An 18,328-nucleotide genomic window follows, 5' to 3' on the forward strand; every position below is an offset into this window, starting at 1 on the left:
ATCTGATGAAACGTGAAAAATCGCGCCGGTCTAGTTGCGAACCGTTTGAAGTCGGAAATGGCCAGGGCGAGCCCGGCCATCTCTTCTGGTTATGAACTTGCCCGAGATCAGTCCAGCTTGATCGGCGCGTATTTGCCGTCATGCCACTGATTGATGTCATACTTGGCGTTCTTCAGGTCGCCCTTCTCGTCGAAGATCACCTCGCCCACGACGGTGCTGATCGGCTTACCGTCCTTCAGTGCAGCGGCAACCTTGGCAGGATCATCGCTACCCGCACGCTTGATGCCCTCGGCGAAAGCCTGGATCGTGGCGTAGGAGAACAGCGTGAAGCCTTCCGGCACGAAGCCCTTGGCCTTGATCTTCTCAATGGCGTCCTTGGCTTCCGGCCGCGCCTGTGGATCGGACGGGAACACGAACATCGTGCCCTCGCCGGCCGGGCCGGCAACCTGCCAAAATTCCGGACTGGCGATCGAATCCGGCATGATGAGCTGGAACTTGAAACTCTGCTCAGAGGCTTGTCGCAGGATCAGACCGGCTTCCGGATGATAGCCGCCGAAATAAACGACGTCGGCCTTCAGTTCCTTCAGCTTGGTGACGAGCGCCGAATAGTCCTTCTCACCCGCGTTGATGCCTTCATAGAGGACTTCCTTCAAGCCGCCCTCGTTCATGGTCTGCTTCACCGCATCGGCGACACCCTGGCCGTAGGCGCTCTTGTCATGCAGAACGACAACATTCTTGCCCGCGTATTTCTTCGCGATCCAGGGACCGACGAAAGCGCCCTGCGCATCGTCACGAGTATAGAGACGCATGATCGTCGACCAGCCCTTCTTGGCTGCGTCGTCGGTCATGATCGGGTTGGAGGAGGCAGGGCTCATCATCAGCGCACCAGCTTCCGCATAGACGGCGGAGGCCGGAATGCTCGAGCCTGAGCATGCGTGCCCGTCGATGAACTTGACGCCGTTACCGACAATACGGTTGGCTACCGAAACCGCCTGCTTGGGGTCACACTGGTCATCTTCGACATCCAGCTTGATCTGACGCCCCTCCACGCCACCCGCGGCGTTGATCGCCTCGACGGCGGCTTGCGCGCCCTGCTTGAACTGATCACCGATCGTGGCGAGTTGTCCCGTCATGGGACCGACCACCGCAATGGAGATATCTTCGGCATAAGCCGCCGACGCGCTGAGCGCCGCGGCGAACAGGGCTGCGCCCAGTAATTTTGGTGTTTTCAATTCGACTCTCCCATTTGTCGCGCTCCGTCTGGCGGCGCATGGTTGGAATGAGAGAAAAACCACCTCTTCGTCAAGACCTCCATACAGCAATGTATGGTCAATTCGGTCCAGCGCATCGTCCTTCGAAAGCGAAAACCGCGCCGGTCTTGTCACGACCGGTCGCGGTTTTTCTCGTTGACCACTCTCCGCTTAACGCTGGAGACGTCATCTTCCCTGTTGTCCGGACGACCTGGTTTGCCGGCCGCCTTCTCTCACTTATGATCACCGTTGGAGCGGTGTTGCCGTCCTTTTTGGGAACGGAAATCAGTGCGTCGTCATCCAATCACGCGCATCGCGCAGCGCTTGTGCGATCTCGCCCTTGGACATGGCGGATGAGAGTTCCGAGCGCCATTCCGCAGCGCGCAGCGAACCTTTGATGGCCGCAATGTTGAACCATTTATGAGCAGCGATGACGTCGGTCTCGCAATCGCGGCCGGTCGCGTACATCATGCCCAGTTCGAAGAGAATGTCGGCCTGCGCGGTTGCGCCCATCATGCCGATCCCTGCTTCAAGCATCTCGAAACGTGCCATTTGAAATCCCCTTGTCTGACCCTGTTTGCTCCTGAAAGCCGCCGTCCGTTTCTTGGTGTGGACGTGCGCTCTTCCGATGCTTCGAAGGATGCCGGGGACGCTTGAATCCGTCGTTAAACGGCTTGCTTAATTTGAGGAAAACAAAGCTAAAACAAGAAGTAAACGTGAGAAACCGTTAAGGATAGGAAGAGCGCAATTGCTGGGTTTCCGCTCAAATTCGATGAAAATTCGCGGATGCGAAAACAAGGTTTCGCTAACCACGGCGAAGCTTCCATTTTGGTAAGGATTCAAAATCGTGGGTTCAGACGGCCTTCCGGAGATGAAAGAAACCCCCTTTCCTTCCCCAGCGGCACGGCTTTTGTTTTGTCAGGGACTGGATTAGCTTCACCAGGCGTAAGGGATGGAGAGGCTGGACCCTGTGTCCAGTTGAAGCGCAAAGGGAGGAGGAACTCGATGTTTCGCAAAGTGAGCCTGGCACTCGCTGCCACATTGATCATGTCGGGTGTGGCGCTCGCCGATCCGATCGAAGGTAACTGGAAGACCGCATCCGGCGCGACCGCCGCGATCTCGGGCAGCGGCTCGTTCTCGATCACTCTGAAGACCGGCAAGCATGCCGGCAAGACGATCGGTTCCTTCAAGGCAGCCGGCGACGGCAAATATGCCGGCACCATCACCGACCCGGAAACCGACAAGACCTACAACGGCAAGGCTTCGCTCTCCGGCAGCTCTCTGAAGATGAGCGGTTGCGTGTTGGGCGGCCTGATCTGCAAGAGCCAGACCTGGACCAAACTGTAGCCCGCCTGTAAGCGGATGACAGCAAGGCGTTTCCGGATCCGGAAGCGCCTTTTTTAATGCTGTCGATTGCGGTGCCTCTCCCCTTCCGCGGAAGAAAGAGACGCAACGTCCCAGTTCCCGTCAATCATTTTGAACAGTGGATGAACGGCAACCTCAGAAGGGGTTCAGCCGCGTTCGGGCATTCTCCCCAGCATTGAAGGAGAGACACCCAGATGTTCGCGCGCCGCTTCACCATCGTCTGCCTGCTGACGGCGCTGTTCGGCATGGGTTTCGCGATCCTGGTCGCCGAACACAGGCGTCCAGGTGGCGATTGGGACCTGGCAGGCCTGCGATGCGGCATCGCCTGCTCCAGTTCATTTGCAGCCGATTGACCGACAACAACACGAAAACCGCCATGACCTCGTTTGCCCAAAACGCCCTCGCCGCCTTGAAGCTTCTGCCGCGCGCGACGCTGATCCTTATGCTTCTGGCGGCTCCAGTCCTGGCTGTGCCGACGATGCGCACCAATGCCGGCTCCACCATCGAAGCACCGGCACTCCAGAAGAAGGGGCTCGGGCTGGTGCTGCTGGTGAGCCTGCAGCGCGGTTAGAGTGCCGTGCGTCCATCGGGACGCATAAAGGACGCTCCGTCAGTTTGATCTGGCGTATGATCCTTTCCGAAAATCGAAGCCGATTTTCGGGGCCATGCGTTGAAGTGCAGAACTTTCAACCACATCTAAAAAAGCAGATACAAATCCGACTTGGCGAGGCTGCCCCTCCCAACTGTCATTTTCCATCTCTATAATGGGTCATGGAAAACCGAATCTACCCACAAGCCATCGAAACCGTGGTCATGCCGGAGCCCTATGCTCGGCAATCCTTCGACGATGCGGGCAAGGCCGTCGAGGCGCTGCATAGGCTGTATGAACGCAACACCAAGTTCCTGCGCGATTCCTTCTCGGCGCTGGCCGCCGGCGGCGATAACGACAAACGGTACCGCGCCTTCTATCCCGAGGTGAGCGTCGTCACCAATTCCTTCACCCAGGTGGACTCGCGCCAGGCCTATGGGCACATGCCCACCCCCGGCCAGTTCTCGACCACGATCACCCGACCGGATCTTTTCCAAAGCTATCTGACAGAACAGCTCCGGCTGATCATGCGCAACCATGGCGTACCCGTGATCGTTTCGGAATCGGAGACGCCGATCCCGGTGCATTTCGCCTTTCTCGAAGGAACCTATGTCGACAGTGCGGCAGCCGAGCGCATCCGCCGCCCGATCCGCGACCTGTTCGACGTGCCGGATCTCGACGGAACCGATGACCAGATCGCCAACGGCACCTTCGAGGTAGCGCTGGGTGACCCGCGACCGCTGGCGCCGTTCACCGCGCAACGCATCGACTATTCGCTGCACCGGCTGACGCACTACACGGCGACAAGCCCCCAGCATTTCCAGAACTTCGTGCTGTTCACCAACTACCAGTTCTACATCGACGAGTTCTGCGCGATGGCGCGCGATCTGATGGCGAAGGGCGGCGAGGGCTACACGGAATTCGTCGAGCCGGGCAATGTGGTGACGAAACCCGGCGCAACGACGGCAAGCGAAGGTGTAGCGCCACCGCGCCTGCCGCAGATGCCTGCCTACCATCTGAAGCGCGGCGACCACGGCGGCATCACCATGGTCAATATCGGCGTCGGCCCCTCCAACGCCAAGACGATCACCGACCATGTCGCGGTGCTGCGTCCGCATGCATGGCTGATGCTTGGCCATTGCGCCGGCCTGCGCAACACGCAGGCGCTGGGCGATTATGTGCTCGCGCATGCCTATGTTCGCGAAGACCACGTGTTGGACGACGACCTGCCTGTATGGGTGCCGGTGCCGGCGCTTGCGGAGGTGCAGGTGGCGCTTGAGGAGGCAGTGGCCGAGGTGACGGGACTTGCCGGTTACGATCTCAAGCGGGTGATGCGTACCGGCACGGTCGCCACCATCGACAACCGCAACTGGGAACTGCGCGACCAGCGCGGCCCTGTGCAGCGGCTATCACAATCGCGCGCGATCGCGCTCGATATGGAATCGGCGACCATCGCGGCCAACGGCTTCCGCTTCCGGGTGCCTTACGGCACGCTGCTGTGCGTTTCGGACAAGCCGTTGCATGGCGAGTTGAAACTTCCAGGTATGGCAACCGAATTCTACAAACGGCAGGTGTCGCAGCATCTCACCATCGGTATCCGCGCCATGCAGAAGCTGGCTGAAATGCCGATGGAGCGGCTGCATTCGCGCAAGCTGCGCTCCTTCTCGGAAACGGCGTTTCAGTAGACAACCTGCACCAGAGCGTTTCCGTTTTTAACGGAAACGCGGAAACGCTCTTCTTGGAATTGCACCAGCCGGCAAGCAACGTCAGTCACCGTTCACCAATTCGAGGATGAGCCGCTGGATCGCTCCGCCTGAACCCATCTCGATGCGGTCGAAATCGCGGCTTTCCTGGCGCTGCGCGATTGAAGCGTCGGAAAGCGGTTTCTGGATTTCCCGGCGGATCTTCTGGCAACCGGGATCGTTGGACACGGACACGCCGATGGTGGTCTGTTCGATACGCGCCAGCATCGCCTTGATGTGCTCGCCATGTACCTTCTCGTGGCGACGAAGACCTTCGATGAAGATATCCCAGCGTTTCTGCACCACTGGCGGCAATGGGTTTGCCGGTTTGGGCAGCGTGTAGGTGATGATGAGCGTTGGCGTTGCCGACTTCAGCGTACAGCCGCCATTTTCCGGCACGTAGTTTCGTCTCCATGTGAGCTTGAAGAAGGTGTGCGCGATGACACGGCCACCACTCCTTCCCACCTGTGGCCCGTTCTGGCCGATCGACGCGTAGAGTTCGGCACCGGTTGTGCCGGTGACGGCGTAGGGTTTCTCCTGCTCGATCGTCTTGGCGGCAGCGGGCGCGACCACCAGAAGCGCTGCCGCACATGCCGTCAGCGTCAGTATGCCAAGCCCAGTCTTTGAAGTCATGCCGTCCTCTGGCCATGATGCGGTTTTGCGCGCGCACCATAGAAGGCGGAAAGGCTACGATCAAAGTGGAAATGAAGGCGGAAGCCGTCGGCCTCAGCGATCTTTGACGAGTTTGGCGACCAGGGCTTCCACACGACCGCCTTCGCGATGTTCACGCTGGTCAAAGACGACCTGCTTGGCCTCGTATTCATCGTAGATCGCATCGACCCGGCGCTGCGCTTCACGCTGCGTCTTGATGCAGTGTGGGTCGTTGGCAACGGCAAGACTTGCAACGGCGCGTTCACCCGCGGCGATCCCCTGCCTGGCGATGCGGCCATGCGTCTGCTCATGCGCCCGTACGCCAGCGAAGAACCGCTGCCAACGCTTGCGCAATGCCGGCGACATGGGCGTCGTCACGCGCGGATACATATAGGTCATGTCCAGCGTCGCGCTGGCGGCCCTGAGATGGCAGACATCCGCCTTGGCCTTGAGGTCGAAGTCCCACTCGACAGTGTAGGAAGTCTGCGCAATCGCGCGCGTCAAAAAACCGTGCTTGGGACCACTCTTGTCCATGGCTTCGATCAGCGCCTTGCCACTCTCGCCTTCGATATCATAGGTGCGGATGTGGGTGACGACCTTGGAACCGGCCATTGCGATGCCTGGCAGCGTGCCAACTACCGCCAGCACGGCGAGACTGCAGAAAATGGACCGGCGCATCAATACCCTCCCGGCTCGCCCAGTTTATTACTCTTGGGGTGCGAGCACAGGATGATAAAAGCTGCCTTGCGGTCGAATTAAGGCGCTTAGGTTCCTTTTAGCGCCTTACTCTCGAAACTACATGTTCTGGTAGACCGGGCCCTCGCCACCCTGCGGCGGTACCCAATTGATATTCTGGTTCGGGTCCTTGATGTCGCAGGTCTTGCAGTGCACGCAGTTCTGCGCGTTGATGACGAAGCGCACATCCTTGGCTGATGGATCAGCCGCGGCGTTGCCTTCGGCGTCCACCCATTCGTAGACACCAGCCGGACAGTAACGCGTCGACGGGCCGCCGAAGATGTCATGTTCCGAGCTCACCTGCAATGTCGCATCCTTGACCTGAAGGTGGACCGGCTGGTCCTCTTCGTGGTTGGTGCCGGACAGGAAGACCGAAGAGAGGCGATCGAAGGTCAGAACGCCATCGGGCTTCGGATAAACGATCTTCTGATGTTTCGATGCCGGCTCGAGCGAAGCGGCATCGGTCTTGCCGTGCTTGAGCGTGCCGAAGGGCGAAAAACCGAACAGCGTGTTCAGCCACATGTCGAGACCACCAAGGCCGACGCCGACGATGGTGCCAAAACGCGACCACAACGGCTTGACGTTGCGTACCTTTTTGAGGTCCTTGCCGATGTCGCTGCCGCGCCAGGCTTCCTCATAGGAAGCGAGTTCGTCATTGGCGCGACCGGCGGCAATGGCTTCCGCGGCATGCTCGGCGGCGAGCATGCCGGACAGCACGGCGTTGTGCGAACCCTTGATGCGCGGCACGTTGACGAGGCCGGCGGCACAGCCCATCAACACACCGCCCGGGAAGGACATCTTCGGCACCGACTGCCAGCCGCCCTCGGTAATGGCGCGGGCGCCGTAGCCGAGACGCTTGGCGCCGGCAAAGGTCGGCGCGATGGCCGGATGCGTCTTGAAGCGCTGGAATTCCTCAAAGGGCGACAGATACGGGTTCTTGTAGTTGAGGTGGACGACGAAACCGACCGCCACCTGGTTGTCCTCGAGATGATAGAGGAAAGAACCGCCGCCGGTCTTCATGTCGAGTGGCCAGCCGAAGGAATGCTGGACGAGGCCCAGCTTGTGGTTCTCCGGTTTGACTTGCCACAGTTCCTTGAGACCGATGCCGAACTTGGCCGGCTCGCGGCGAGCATCAAGCTGGTATTTGGCAATGAGCTGTTTGGCGAGCGAACCGCGTGCGCCCTCGCCGATCAGCACATATTTGCCCATCAGGGCCATACCTGCCGCGAAGTTCGGCCCGTGCGACCCGTCTTTCTCCACCCCCATGTCCCCGGTGTAGACACCGGTGACCGCGCCTGCCTCATTGTAGAGAAGGCCGGCAGCAGCGAAGCCGGGATAGATTTCCACGCCCAGGGCCTCTGCCTTGCCAGCCAGCCAGCGGCAGACATTGCCCAGTGAAACGATGTAGTTGCCATGATTGTTCATCAGCGGCGGCATGAGAATATTCGGCAACCGGAACGAACCGGCGGGTCCCAGCACAAGGAAATGGTCCGCCGTGACCTCTGTCTTGAAGGGATGATCCCCGTCCTCGCGCCAGCCGGGCAGAAGACGGTCTATGCCGATCGGATCGACGACCGCGCCGGACAGGATGTGGGCGCCTGCTTCGCCGCCTTTCTCCAGCACCACGACGGAAAGATCCGGATTGACCTGCTTGAGCCTGATCGCCGCGGCGAGCCCCGCCGGCCCGGCGCCGACGATCACCACGTCGAATTCCATGCTCTCGCGTTCGATCTCGCTCATCAGGTCCCTCCGCACTGGCTTGCCGTTCCGGCATATTGCTGGCTCATGCGCTCCATAGCGCATCATTCCGCGACGCGAAACCGGCACAGAACGACGGCACCGCATTCGCCACAGGCGAAGCCGTCACGTTTTCCAGAATATTTTACGTTCACGTAAACGTCAATTACGCGATATGCCTGAAAACTGACGCTTTTCGAGACACCGGATATCGGTCATAGTCCTGTTCATGCGCATTCATGGGCCAGCCGGCTTAGCAACATCGCGCCTCTGTTCCGCTTCAGGCCTGCTGTGGCCGGCGGCTGTCCTCGGTTTTCTCCTGTTAGTCTCTCCAGGCCAGGCTCAAAAGAAACAAAAGGTTTGGGAAAGCGGAGCTTATTCCTTTTCCGACGAACTCGGCGGCTTCCGCATCAGGGGCGTTTCCGGCAAGGGCACGCGCAAGGATCCGATCGTCATTGACGAGGAACTCAGTTCAGCGACGCCGGTGACCCTGACAATCCGCACGATCAAGCCGATCCAGCCCTTCGACAGCACGGGCGACTATGCCAGCGGCATCATCTACATGCGCATCAACACGCTCAACAGCAGCGGCCATCCCTGGGTGGAGTTCCAGTTCGAACTGCAGGAAGTCCTCGACCAGCCGAGCGTGTTCGGCGACGGTCTCTCCTTCGACCAGCGCAACAAGACGCCCGAAAATATAGCGTCCTCGAATTTCGCGACTTTCGACCGCAATTTCGAACCCTACGATCGGCTGCTGTTCACCAAAGGCAAGGTCGATGCACGGGAAACGGCAGAATTCGAATTTCTTATCACCGACTATACCCCGCGCTGGACCTTCTATCTGATGCAGGATCCGCGCATCCCTTCCAGCTGAGCTTGCAAAACGGCGCCCGCCGGAAGATGGTGCGGCCATGAATGCCCCCTCGCCTCAAAACACGCCGGAGCTGCATGAGCTGCTGGCCTTCTATATGGAAGCTGGTGTTGACGAAGCCCTGACCGAAGAGCCGGTGGACCGCTTCGCCGAGGCGGCGCAAATCCGCAGCCCCGCGCGGGCGGCTTCCGCTCCCGAACAGCCGTCCTCCTCCCCGGATCGTCGCAATCAGTCTGCGGGTGCGCCGGCTTTTGCGGAAAACAACCCGGCCGCTCCGCCTCCCGCCCAGCGTGTTCCGGCCGCCGCCGCGGTACCTGACGAAGCGCAGGTGCAGCTCGCGCGCCAGCTCGCCACCCGGGCTTCCAACCTGGATGAGTTGCGTGAAGCCATGGCCGGCTTCGACGGCTGCAACCTGAAGTTTACAGCCAAGAGCCTCGTCTTCGCCGATGGCAATCCGAACGCAGCCCTGATGCTGGTCGGCGAAGCTCCCGGCCGCGATGAGGATCTGGAGGGATTGCCTTTCGTCGGCCGCTCGGGGCGATTGCTCGACCGCATGCTGGCAGCGATCGGCCTCGACCGAACCTCTGCTTACATTGCCAACGTCATCCCTTGGCGTCCGCCGGGCAACCGCACACCAACCCCGCACGAGACGGAAATCTGCCGGCCGTTCATTGAACGGCAGATCGAGCTGGTCAATCCGAAGGTCCTGGTCAATCTCGGCGGCCCTTCGGCAAAGACACTGCTCAACACCACCGAAGGCATCCTCAGACTGCGTGGCAACTGGCGAGCCCATACGACGGCAAGCGGCGCGGCAATTCCGGCGATGCCGACCTTGCACCCGGCCTATCTGCTGCGCACCCCGGCGCACAAGCGGCTGGCCTGGCGCGATTTCGTCGAGGTGAAGATGAAACTGCGCTCGCTCTCGTGAACCACGATCTGCCCGGGATTGTCACGATCCCGGGCAGATGAGCTGCTCAAATCGCTCAGGCATGCGCCTTTTCTCAAGCCACCTGGCGACGCAGGCCGACATATTGCAGTTCGGCGAACAGGGCCACGGCGATGGCTTGAGCGCTGACGAAAGCAATACCGAGCAGGTTCGGCGAGACAACACCGGAGACCAACAGGCCGAAACTGGCGACGACCCACAATGCATTGATGGCGATGATTTCGACCAACATGGTGCGCGACACGGTCGGCCGGCGCGAAACCGCGAGCACCATCAAGACGAAAGGAACAAGCACAGCACCTGCCCAGAACAGCAGGTCTTGGGGAATATCCAGCAGCGGGCTCAGCATATGGGCACCGCCAAGCAGGATGATCGCAGTCGCACCGCTCGCCAGCGCGTCGAGCAGCAGCACATTGCGAAGGAACGGGGAAACGGAAATCTGCATGGTCTTTCTCCTGTCTCACGATGCTGCGGACCGTCCGGCATCTGATGAGTGGAGATTGACAGGCTGGTTCGGCAGCGGCGATTACGCGTCAGGTAATGGAAATGAATTTTCGCAAGTCATAGATTTGCAGCCATCCCGAACCGCATCGCCTCCAAGGCGAAAGCGCACAGGCAGCCGCCGCTCGTTCGACAAGCAGGATTTCCATGAACACGACCCAGACTTCCGCCGGTTCTCTCATCCGCGAATGGCGCACACGCCGACGCATGAGCCAGCTCGATCTCGCCATGGAAGCCGAAATCTCGCAGCGGCACCTGAGTTTTGTCGAGAGTGGCCGCGCCATGCCATCGCGCGACATGGTGCTGCGGCTCTCCGAACAGCTGTCGGTGCCGCTGAGGCAGCGCAACCAGATCCTGCTCGCCGCCGGTTTCGCGCCTTCCTTTGGCGAACGCTCGCTGACCGATCCCGATCTCGCGCCGGCAATGGACGCCGTGAAACTCGTGCTGAAGGGACATGAGCCCTTTCCTGCGCTGGCCGTAGACCGACACTGGAATCTCGTCGCCGCCAACGACGCCCTTGCCCCGATGCTCGCGGGCGTCAGTGACCCGTCCCTGCTGCAAGCACCGGTGAATGTGCTGCGGCTCAGCCTGCATCCCAAGGGCGTCGCCCCAAACATCGCCAATCTGGCCGAATGGCGCGCACATCTTCTGGAACGGCTGAAACAGCAGATCGAGGCCTCGGCCGACCCAGTCCTCGAAGCGCTCGAGGAGGAACTGCGCGCCTACCCCGTCCATTCGAGTACACGGCCGGCCAGGCTGGAGACCAATGCAATCGTCCATCCCTTGCGTCTGCGGCTTGGCGACACGGTGCTGTCTTTCATCAGTACGACCACGGTGTTCGGCACGCCGCTCGACGTGACGCTTTCGGAACTGGCGATCGAAACCTTCTTTCCCGCTGACGAAGAAACACGGCAGGCCTTGAGCCGTCTCGCGCTGGAGCGGGCGAAGGCGGCAGGGCAAGCCTGATCAGCCGGGTGGTTGCGAGGCCTTCTGCGCTGCCGCACGCTCGAGACCCAGTTGCCGCTCGCGCCAGATGATGAAAAGGCCGGCGGCGACCACGATCGCACCGCCCACCAGCATATGCAGTGTCGGCACATCGCCAAAGGCGAGATAACCGACGACGATGCTGAGCAGCATCGAGGTGTATTCGAACGGCGCCACGACCGAAGCTTCGGCATGGCGATAGGCCGAAGTCATCAGGATCTGCCCCAGCCCACCGCAGAAGCCGGCCAGGATAAGCAGCACGATCTGTCTGGTCGCCAGCGCCTGCCAGCCGAACGGAATGGTCAGCAGCGCCAGAATACTGGCTGTCAGCGAGAACCACAAAACGATGGTTGCCGTGCGTTCGCTGTGCACAAGGCTTCGCACCAGAAGCATGGCAACCGCCGAGATCCCCGCCGCGATGAAAGCGGCAATCACACCCAGCACTTCCTGGTCGCCAAGCGCGGCACCGGAACGCAGCAAGGTGAGCGTAGGCCAGGAAATGATGACAACGCCGATGAGGCCGACGACGACCGCGCCCCAGCGGTAGATGCGGATGGTCTCCCGCAGGAAGATGGCGCTGAACACCACCACCAGCAGGGGCTGCGCATAGTTGAGCGTGATCGCTTCCGGCAGGGGCAGGCGCGTCAAGGCGAAAAAGCCGAAACCCATGGCGCAGACACCCACCACGCCACGCGCAACGTGATTAAGTGGACGTTTGGTGGAAAAGGCCGTGCGCAATTCGCGCCGGAAACCGAGGAAGACCAGGATCGGGAAGATGGCGAAGAAGGAACGGTAGAAGACGATCTGGCCGGCAGGCAGTTCGCCAGCCGCCTTGATCAGCGATGACATTGCCACGAACACCGAAACCGACAGGATCTTCAGGGTGATGCCGAACAGCGTGCGCGGCTGGACGGAAGATGTATTTGACGTCACTGCATGTCGGCGTCCCGCATCGCCCACCGGATGCGCGCCGGTGTAACGCTCGATCGCAAATCGCGAAGGATGAAGGCATTGTCCTCGACCCGACGAACCGAAGCGCCCATCCCGAATCTGGGGGTGACGACAGTCATGGCAACCTCATAGGGGATCGGAGAAGGCTGGAAGAGCCAGGAGATAAGCGTGCCGGTAGTTTTGTCGAGGGACGGTTTCGTGTAAAGAGCCGCAACCTCTTTTATATTGCCCCAGCGGATGCTGGCTACGCCGAAATCATCAGGAAAAATCGACGGATGCGCACAGACACCGGCCAGGTCTTCAGGCTCGAAGATTATCGTCCCAGCGACTATCTGATCCCAAAGACCGAGCTGACCTTCTTGCTCTCCACGGATGCGACCCGAGTTACCGCCACGCTTACCATGGAACGCAGGCAAGGCGTGGCTGCGGGAGCGGCCCTTGTGCTGGATGGCGACGGACTCAAGCTCGTCGGCGTTTCGATCGATGGCAAGGTGCTTGGCACGGATGATTATGCCGCGACACCGGACCAACTGACCATCTTCGCGCCACCCGCCAAGCCCTTCCGGCTGACCATCGAAACGGATGTGAACCCGTCGACGAACAGCACGCTGATGGGCCTCTACCGCTCAAGCGGCGTCTACTGCACGCAATGCGAGGCAGAGGGCTTTCGCCGCATCACCTATTTCCTGGACCGGCCCGACATCCTGTCGGTCTATATCGTGCGCATCGAGGCAGACCGCGCCGAGGCGCCGCTTTTACTTTCCAACGGCAACCCTATCGAACATGGTGATCTCGCCGGCGGCAAGCATTTCGCCGTCTGGCACGATCCCTTCCCGAAACCGAGTTACCTGTTCGCTCTTGTCGCCGGCAGCCTCGGCAGGGTGGCCGATGAATTCACCACCATGTCGGGACGCAAGGTCGATCTCGGCATCTATGTGGAGCACGGCAAGGAAGCGCTTGCGGGCTATGCGATGGACGCATTGAAGCGCTCGATGAAATGGGACGAAGAGAAGTTCGGCCGCGAATACGATCTCGAAGTCTTCAACATCGTTGCCGTGTCCGATTTCAACATGGGCGCGATGGAGAACAAGGGCCTCAACATCTTCAACGACAAATATGTTCTGGCCGACGAGCAGACTGCGACCGATGCCGATTTCGCCAATATCGAAGCGATCATCGCGCATGAATACTTTCACAATTGGACAGGAAACAGAATCACTTGCCGCGACTGGTTCCAGCTCTGTCTGAAGGAAGGGCTGACGGTTTATCGCGACCATGAGTTCTCGGCCGATCAGCGTTCACGCCCTGTCAAGCGCATCGCCGAGGTGCGCACGCTGCGCGCCCACCAGTTCCCTGAAGACCAGGGGCCGCTGGCGCATCCGGTGAGGCCGCGCCGCTATCGCGAGATCAACAACTTCTACACCGCGACCGTCTACGAAAAGGGCTCGGAAGTGGTACGCATGATCCGCACCATTCTGGGCGCGGACACCTTTCGTGCCGGGATGGACCTCTATTTCGAGCGCCATGATGGCGAGGCTGCCACCATCGATGATTTCCTGAAAGTGTTCGAGGACGTGTCAGGCCGCGACCTCTCCCAATTCGCGCTGTGGTATCATCAGGCCGGCACACCGCATGTGACGGTGGGTTCCAGTTACGATCAGAACGCGCGCACGTTCACCCTCGAGATCGAGCAGTCGCTTGCTCCGACGCCGTCTGAGAGCCGCAAGCGGCTGATGCACATCCCGCTGGCGTTCGGCCTTGTTGGAGCCGACGGCAGGGATCTGCCGTACAGCAGCGCCGAAGGCGCAACAGTCGAGGACGGTGTCATCCACCTGCGCAAGCGGCACCAGTCGGTGCGTTTCACCGGCATCGCCGAGCGGCCTGCGCTTTCGCTGAACCGCGGCTTCTCCGCCCCGATCACGCTTTCGCTGGAACAGAAGGCGGAAGACCTGATCTTCCTCGCAGGCAACGACAGCGATGCGTTCTCGCGCTGGCAGGCCTTCAACACACTGCTCACCGACGCTCTCGTCGCCGCTTTTCGCAATATCCTTGGTGGCAAGCAGCCGGAATTCGGCGACCATCTCAGTGCCGTGGCCGGGCGCATAGCCGCGGATACATCGCTGGAGCCGGCGTTCCGGGCGCTGGCGCTGACCTTGCCGGGCGAAGCCGATATCGCGCGCGAGATCGGTAAGGGGATCGACCCCGATGCCATCCTGGAGGCGCGTCATGCATGCGCCCGCACCATAGCCGCGGCCAACGAACAGGGCTTCAGGCATCTTTACGAAGAGTTGCGCGACAGCGGGCCGTTCCGGCCCGATGCGGACGGTGCCGGCCGGCGCGCGTTGCGCAACGTTCTGCTTGACTACCTTGCGCTGCTGCCTGGCGGCGCCGACCTTGCCGCCGATCACTTCGACCACGCCACCAACATGACGGACAGGGCAGCGGCCCTTGCCGTTCTCGCTCACCGTCATACTGATTCCGCCCAGGCCGACAAGGCCTTGAAACAGTTCGAGAAACAGTATTCGAACGATGCATTGGTGATGGATAAATGGTTCATCATCCAGGCTGGCGTGCCGGGACCGCGCGCATTGGAGACGGTCCGAACGCTGACCAGACACCCGGCCTTTTCGATCGGCAATCCAAATCGCGTACGCGCGCTGATCGGAACCTTTGCAGGCGCCAACCAGACCGGCTTCCACCGTGCCGATGGGGAAAGCTATCGTTTCTTCGCCGACATCGTCCTCGAGGTCGAAAAGCGCAACCCGCAGGTTGCCGCAAGGCTTGCCACAGCGATGCGGTCATGGCGCTCGCTGGAACCCGTACGGCAGGGCAAGGCACGAGAGGCGCTGGTGTCGATCCTCAAACAGGAAAAGCTTTCAGCCGACCTGAAAGACATCGTTGAGCGCACGCTGGCCTAGCTGAAGGTCGAAATCGGGGGCCGGCGCTCAAAACGTCGGCCGATTTACTGAATCTTCAATCTTTTTTCGCTCCCCCACTGGACAAGGCGAATCACCTTTGATTCTTTAATGGCGATTCGGAAGTACGGTGTTGCCGGATCATCATCGGGGAAAATTTCGGGGAGAGCCATTGCATGGCCAAGGCGGACGCGTTGCGCGCGCCCGGACGGGTAGCTTTTGAGTGGCGCAGCAGACCGCGCCGCAGCAGTGCCTTGATCGGCAATGCTCGGCTGATCGCCGGTCCCGCCTACGGCAAGCTGCTGGCCGCCGAACCGGTGCTGCGCCGGCTGATCCCTTCCCTGATCATCCTTTTCCTGATCGTCGTGGCCTGCCTGCGCTTCCTGTCGATGATGAGCTGGCACGACGATATCGAACGCAACGCCAAGACAATTCTCACCCTTTCCGCCGGTGAACTCGCCAAGGCAGGCGCTGCCGCGCCCGCCACCGATCCGCAGGAACTGCTCGAAGATGCGGTGCGCCAAGGTTCGCTCAACGCGGATCATATCCTTGCCGTGACCGACCGGGACTTCAAGGTTCTGGCGGTTTCGCCGAAATCGACACGCTGGCAGGGCCAGGCGCTCGACAGCGTCATTTCCGGTGGTCAGCCGCTGTTCCTGTTCGGCGAACGCGCCGGCGTGCTCGACGTGCGGGTCGGCGATGCCGAATGGTATGCCGCCGTCGACCTCAGGCCTGACGGCAAAGGTGCTGCCGCCGTTCTCGTTCCGCAGGAGGCGGTGTTCCTGGAGTGGCGCAAGGCCGTTTCGCTGAACGTGACGCTCTTCGTGCTCACGGCAGGCGTGCTGCTGATCGTGCTCTACGCCTATTTCTGCCAGGTGACGCGCGCCAAAAGCGCCGACCGCATCCTGGGGGATTCCCTGCAGCGCATCGATATGGCGCTGGTCAGGGGCCGCTGCGGCCTCTGGGACTGGGACATGGTCCGCGGCAAGATGTACTGGTCGCGTTCCATGTACGACATGCTGGGCTACGAGCCTTGCGAGACCATGCTCTCCTTTGGCGAAGTCGACGAGATCATCCATCCCGAGGACGGCAATCTGTTCGAACTGGCCGAGCGCATCGTAGCGCGCGAGATCGACCAGATCGACCAGGTCTTCCGCATGCGCCATGCCAACGGACAGTGGGTGTGGATGCGCGCCAGAGCGCAGGTGATGGATCCGGACGCCCCGGAAATCCAGCTCATCGGTATCGCCGTCGACGTGACCGAGCAACGGCACCTGGTCTTGCGTTCCGAAGCCGCGGATCTCAGGCTGCGCACGGCAATCGAGAACATCAACGAATCCTTCGTGCTGTGGGACACGTCGGAGCGGCTGGTAATGTGCAATTCCAAGTTCCAGCACGACAACGGTCTCTCCGACCGCAGCGTCATGCCTGGAACACCGCGCACCGAGATCGAAGAGCGCATGCTGGCCCTCGCATCCGAGCGGCGGCTGGCCAACGCCAATGGCCCGAATGGCGGCATCACCATCGAGCGCCAGCTGGGCGACGGCCGCTGGCTGCAGGTGAACGAACTGAAGACACGCGACGGCGGCACAGTGTCGGTGGGTTCCGACATCACACAGATCAAGCAGCATCAGGACAAGCTCATGGACAGCGAGCGGCGCCTGATGGCGACCATCCACGATCTCAGTCTCGCCCGGCGTGCGGAAGAAGAGCGCACGCGCGAACTGGTAGAGCTGAACCGCAAATATATCCGCGAAAAGGACCGCGCAGAGGCCGCCAACCAGGCGAAATCGGAATTCCTGGCCAATATGTCGCATGAACTGCGCACGCCGCTCAACGCGATCATCGGCTTCTCGGAATTGATGGAACAGGCGCTGTTCGGGCCGCTGGGCTCGGGGCGCTATGAAGAATATGCCACCGATATCAATTCATCGGGCAAGTACCTGCTTGGCGTCATCAACGACATTCTCGACATGTCGAAGATCGAGGCCGGCCAGTTCTCGATCGAACGGGAGCAGATCGATCTCGGTCCGCTGATCTCCGAGACGGTGCGAGTGGTCTCGCTCCAGGCCGCTCAGAAGGCGATCACCGTGGAAACGCGCATCGCCGACAGCCTGTCGCTGGTTGCCGACCGGCGCGCCATCAAGCAGATCGTCATCAACCTGCTTTCCAACGCGGTCAAGTTCACCGGCCAGGGTGGGCATATCGTGGTGAAGGCGCGCAATGCGTCAGGTGCGTTGACGCTGACTATCGAGGACAACGGCTGCGGCATTCCAAAGACAGCGCTGGGCAAGCTCGGTCGCCCATTCGAACAGGTGCAGAACCAGTTCTCGAAGAACCACACCGGCTCGGGCCTTGGGCTCGCCATTTCACGCTCCCTGGCCGAACTGCATGGCGGCGCGCTGAAAATTCGCTCCACGGAAGGGGCTGGCACCATCGTGTCGGTGCGCATCCCCCTTCGGAAAGCTCCGCAACCGGTTCGGGCGGCGGCCTAAGCCGCCCCCCGAAAGGGCAGCAAAGCAAAAGCTGCAGGCTTTTCGGATAAGCATCATGCGAGAAAACGGAGAACACCCGGCGGCAACCGCCGCCGGGCAATCTTCAGCGAAGATCACTCAACCTCGCTCTGGCGATGGTCGCGACCGCCGCGCTTCGGCAATTCGGCTTTTTCGATCTTGCCGTCATTGTTCTTGTCGAACAGCGCGAACATCTTCTTCTGGTGCGCGGTGACGTCCTCCTGGGTGAGCACACCCTCGCCCTTGCTGTCGTAGCGTTCGATCATGCGCTTGGCCCTGCGCTCAAAACGCGCCTTTTCAAGCGCTGCGGCAAGCTGTTCGACGGTGACCTTGCCACCATTGTCGGCAAGGATTTTTTCAACTCCGGATTCATCGCCTCCGAGAATTGATCGAAGGTGATGCCGCCGTCAGAATCCTTCAGGGCCTTCTGAAGACGCCAGCGCGTGCCGTCACGCATGTCGCCGCCCTTGTTCTGTTCGGCATAGGCGGTGGTTCCAACAAGGCCGGCAAGGGTCGCAAATGCGAAGGCAAGTTTCGTCGACTTTTTCATCGGTTTCTCCTGTTGCATCGTCACCCCC

Annotated in this window: 19 protein-coding genes; 9 read left to right on the forward strand and 10 right to left on the reverse strand. The window is 60.7% G+C overall.

Translation table 11 applies throughout. From position 1 onward, the window contains the following. Positions 1–107: 107 nt before the first annotated feature. Both AO692_RS04485 and AO692_RS04490 read right to left on the reverse strand, forming a co-directional pair. Entirely contained in the window at positions 108–1,232 is a 1,125-nt protein-coding gene (locus AO692_RS04485) for a branched-chain amino acid ABC transporter substrate-binding protein (protein WP_054308840.1), read from the reverse strand. A 303-nt stretch (positions 1,233–1,535) separates the two neighbouring features. Next, positions 1,536–1,802, reverse strand: a complete 267-nt coding sequence (locus AO692_RS04490) for a sel1 repeat family protein (protein WP_054308841.1) — start codon at positions 1,800–1,802, stop codon at positions 1,536–1,538. Positions 1,803–2,255: 453 nt separating this feature from the next. Here AO692_RS04490 and AO692_RS04495 point away from each other — a divergent pair, with 453 nt between their 5' ends. The 4 genes from AO692_RS04495 to AO692_RS04505 all read left to right on the forward strand — a co-directional run bounded on the left by AO692_RS04495 (position 2,256) and on the right by AO692_RS04505 (position 4,889). Then, a complete protein-coding gene (locus AO692_RS04495) occupies positions 2,256–2,597 on the forward strand; it encodes a DUF2147 domain-containing protein (RefSeq protein ID WP_054308842.1) in 342 nt (113 codons plus the stop codon). 212 nt (positions 2,598–2,809) lie between these two features. Beyond that, positions 2,810–2,968 (forward strand): hypothetical protein, encoded by a 159-nt coding sequence (locus tag AO692_RS33355; protein ID WP_162839654.1) that lies wholly within the window; start codon positions 2,810–2,812, stop codon positions 2,966–2,968. Between the two features lie 23 nt (positions 2,969–2,991). Beyond that, the gene (locus AO692_RS04500) at positions 2,992–3,186 is read left to right on the forward strand and encodes a hypothetical protein (protein ID WP_054309437.1); all 195 of its coding nucleotides are present in this window, start codon (positions 2,992–2,994) and stop codon (positions 3,184–3,186) included. Between the two features lie 200 nt (positions 3,187–3,386). Further along, on the forward strand, positions 3,387–4,889 hold the full coding sequence (locus tag AO692_RS04505) for an AMP nucleosidase (RefSeq protein WP_054308843.1): 1,503 nt from the start codon (positions 3,387–3,389) through the stop codon (positions 4,887–4,889). 81 nt (positions 4,890–4,970) lie between these two features. Here the strand turns inward: AO692_RS04505 and AO692_RS04510 are convergent, their stop codons facing one another. The 3 genes from AO692_RS04510 to AO692_RS04520 form a co-directional block, all read right to left on the reverse strand. Beyond that, a complete protein-coding gene (locus AO692_RS04510) occupies positions 4,971–5,579 on the reverse strand; it encodes a DUF922 domain-containing protein (RefSeq protein WP_054308844.1) in 609 nt (202 codons plus the stop codon). Positions 5,580–5,672: 93 nt separating this feature from the next. Continuing rightward, on the reverse strand, positions 5,673–6,275 hold the full coding sequence (locus AO692_RS04515) for a DUF922 domain-containing protein (protein WP_054308845.1): 603 nt from the start codon (positions 6,273–6,275) through the stop codon (positions 5,673–5,675). Between the two features lie 117 nt (positions 6,276–6,392). Further along, the gene (locus AO692_RS04520) at positions 6,393–8,072 is read right to left on the reverse strand and encodes an electron transfer flavoprotein-ubiquinone oxidoreductase (RefSeq protein ID WP_054308846.1); all 1,680 of its coding nucleotides are present in this window, start codon (positions 8,070–8,072) and stop codon (positions 6,393–6,395) included. 226 nt (positions 8,073–8,298) lie between these two features. On the opposite strand from AO692_RS04520, the gene AO692_RS04525 reads away from it, so the two are divergent. Together AO692_RS04525 and AO692_RS04530 are read left to right on the forward strand one after the other, a co-directional pair. After that, positions 8,299–8,943 carry a hypothetical protein gene (locus AO692_RS04525; RefSeq protein ID WP_054308847.1) on the forward strand — a complete coding sequence of 215 codons (645 nt, stop codon included), beginning with the start codon at positions 8,299–8,301 and terminating at the stop codon, positions 8,941–8,943. Positions 8,944–8,980: 37 nt separating this feature from the next. Continuing rightward, positions 8,981–9,868: a uracil-DNA glycosylase gene (locus AO692_RS04530; protein WP_054308848.1), complete on the forward strand. Its 888-nt coding sequence runs from the start codon at positions 8,981–8,983 to the stop codon at positions 9,866–9,868. Positions 9,869–9,941: 73 nt separating this feature from the next. On the opposite strand, the gene AO692_RS04535 is transcribed toward AO692_RS04530, so the two are convergent. Further along, on the reverse strand, positions 9,942–10,331 hold the full coding sequence (locus AO692_RS04535) for a hypothetical protein (RefSeq protein ID WP_054308849.1): 390 nt from the start codon (positions 10,329–10,331) through the stop codon (positions 9,942–9,944). A gap of 203 nt (positions 10,332–10,534) precedes the next feature. Between AO692_RS04535 and AO692_RS04540 the strand changes: the two genes are divergently transcribed. Further along, complete coding sequence (locus AO692_RS04540; protein WP_054308850.1) at positions 10,535–11,353, forward strand: helix-turn-helix transcriptional regulator; 819 nt, start codon at positions 10,535–10,537, stop codon at positions 11,351–11,353. Here the strand turns inward: AO692_RS04540 and AO692_RS04545 are convergent, their stop codons facing one another. Both AO692_RS04545 and AO692_RS33085 read right to left on the reverse strand, forming a co-directional pair. Continuing rightward, on the reverse strand, positions 11,354–12,304 hold the full coding sequence (locus tag AO692_RS04545; protein WP_244483251.1) for a DMT family transporter: 951 nt from the start codon (positions 12,302–12,304) through the stop codon (positions 11,354–11,356). Further along, positions 12,301–12,441, reverse strand: a complete 141-nt coding sequence (locus AO692_RS33085; protein WP_161808040.1) for a hypothetical protein — start codon at positions 12,439–12,441, stop codon at positions 12,301–12,303. Before AO692_RS33085 ends, AO692_RS04545 begins: the two co-directional genes overlap by 4 nt. A 156-nt stretch (positions 12,442–12,597) precedes the next feature. Here AO692_RS33085 and pepN point away from each other — a divergent pair, with 156 nt between their 5' ends. Continuing rightward, entirely contained in the window at positions 12,598–15,240 is a 2,643-nt protein-coding gene (gene pepN, locus AO692_RS04550; RefSeq protein ID WP_054308852.1) for an aminopeptidase N, read from the forward strand. Positions 15,241–15,413: 173 nt separating this feature from the next. Then, a complete protein-coding gene (locus AO692_RS04555; protein WP_054308853.1) occupies positions 15,414–17,732 on the forward strand; it encodes an ATP-binding protein in 2,319 nt (772 codons plus the stop codon). 113 nt (positions 17,733–17,845) lie between these two features. Here the strand turns inward: AO692_RS04555 and AO692_RS33620 are convergent, their stop codons facing one another. Both AO692_RS33620 and AO692_RS33625 read right to left on the reverse strand, forming a co-directional pair. Next, the gene (locus tag AO692_RS33620) at positions 17,846–18,016 is read right to left on the reverse strand and encodes an EF-hand domain-containing protein (RefSeq protein WP_244483252.1); all 171 of its coding nucleotides are present in this window, start codon (positions 18,014–18,016) and stop codon (positions 17,846–17,848) included. Then, positions 18,013–18,300 (reverse strand): hypothetical protein, encoded by a 288-nt coding sequence (locus AO692_RS33625; protein WP_244483253.1) that lies wholly within the window; start codon positions 18,298–18,300, stop codon positions 18,013–18,015. Before AO692_RS33625 ends, AO692_RS33620 begins: the two co-directional genes overlap by 4 nt. Positions 18,301–18,328: the final 28 nt, after the last annotated feature.

The organism is Mesorhizobium sp. 1M-11 (genome assembly GCF_001303895.1).
Taxonomy (GTDB): domain Bacteria; phylum Pseudomonadota; class Alphaproteobacteria; order Rhizobiales; family Rhizobiaceae; genus Mesorhizobium.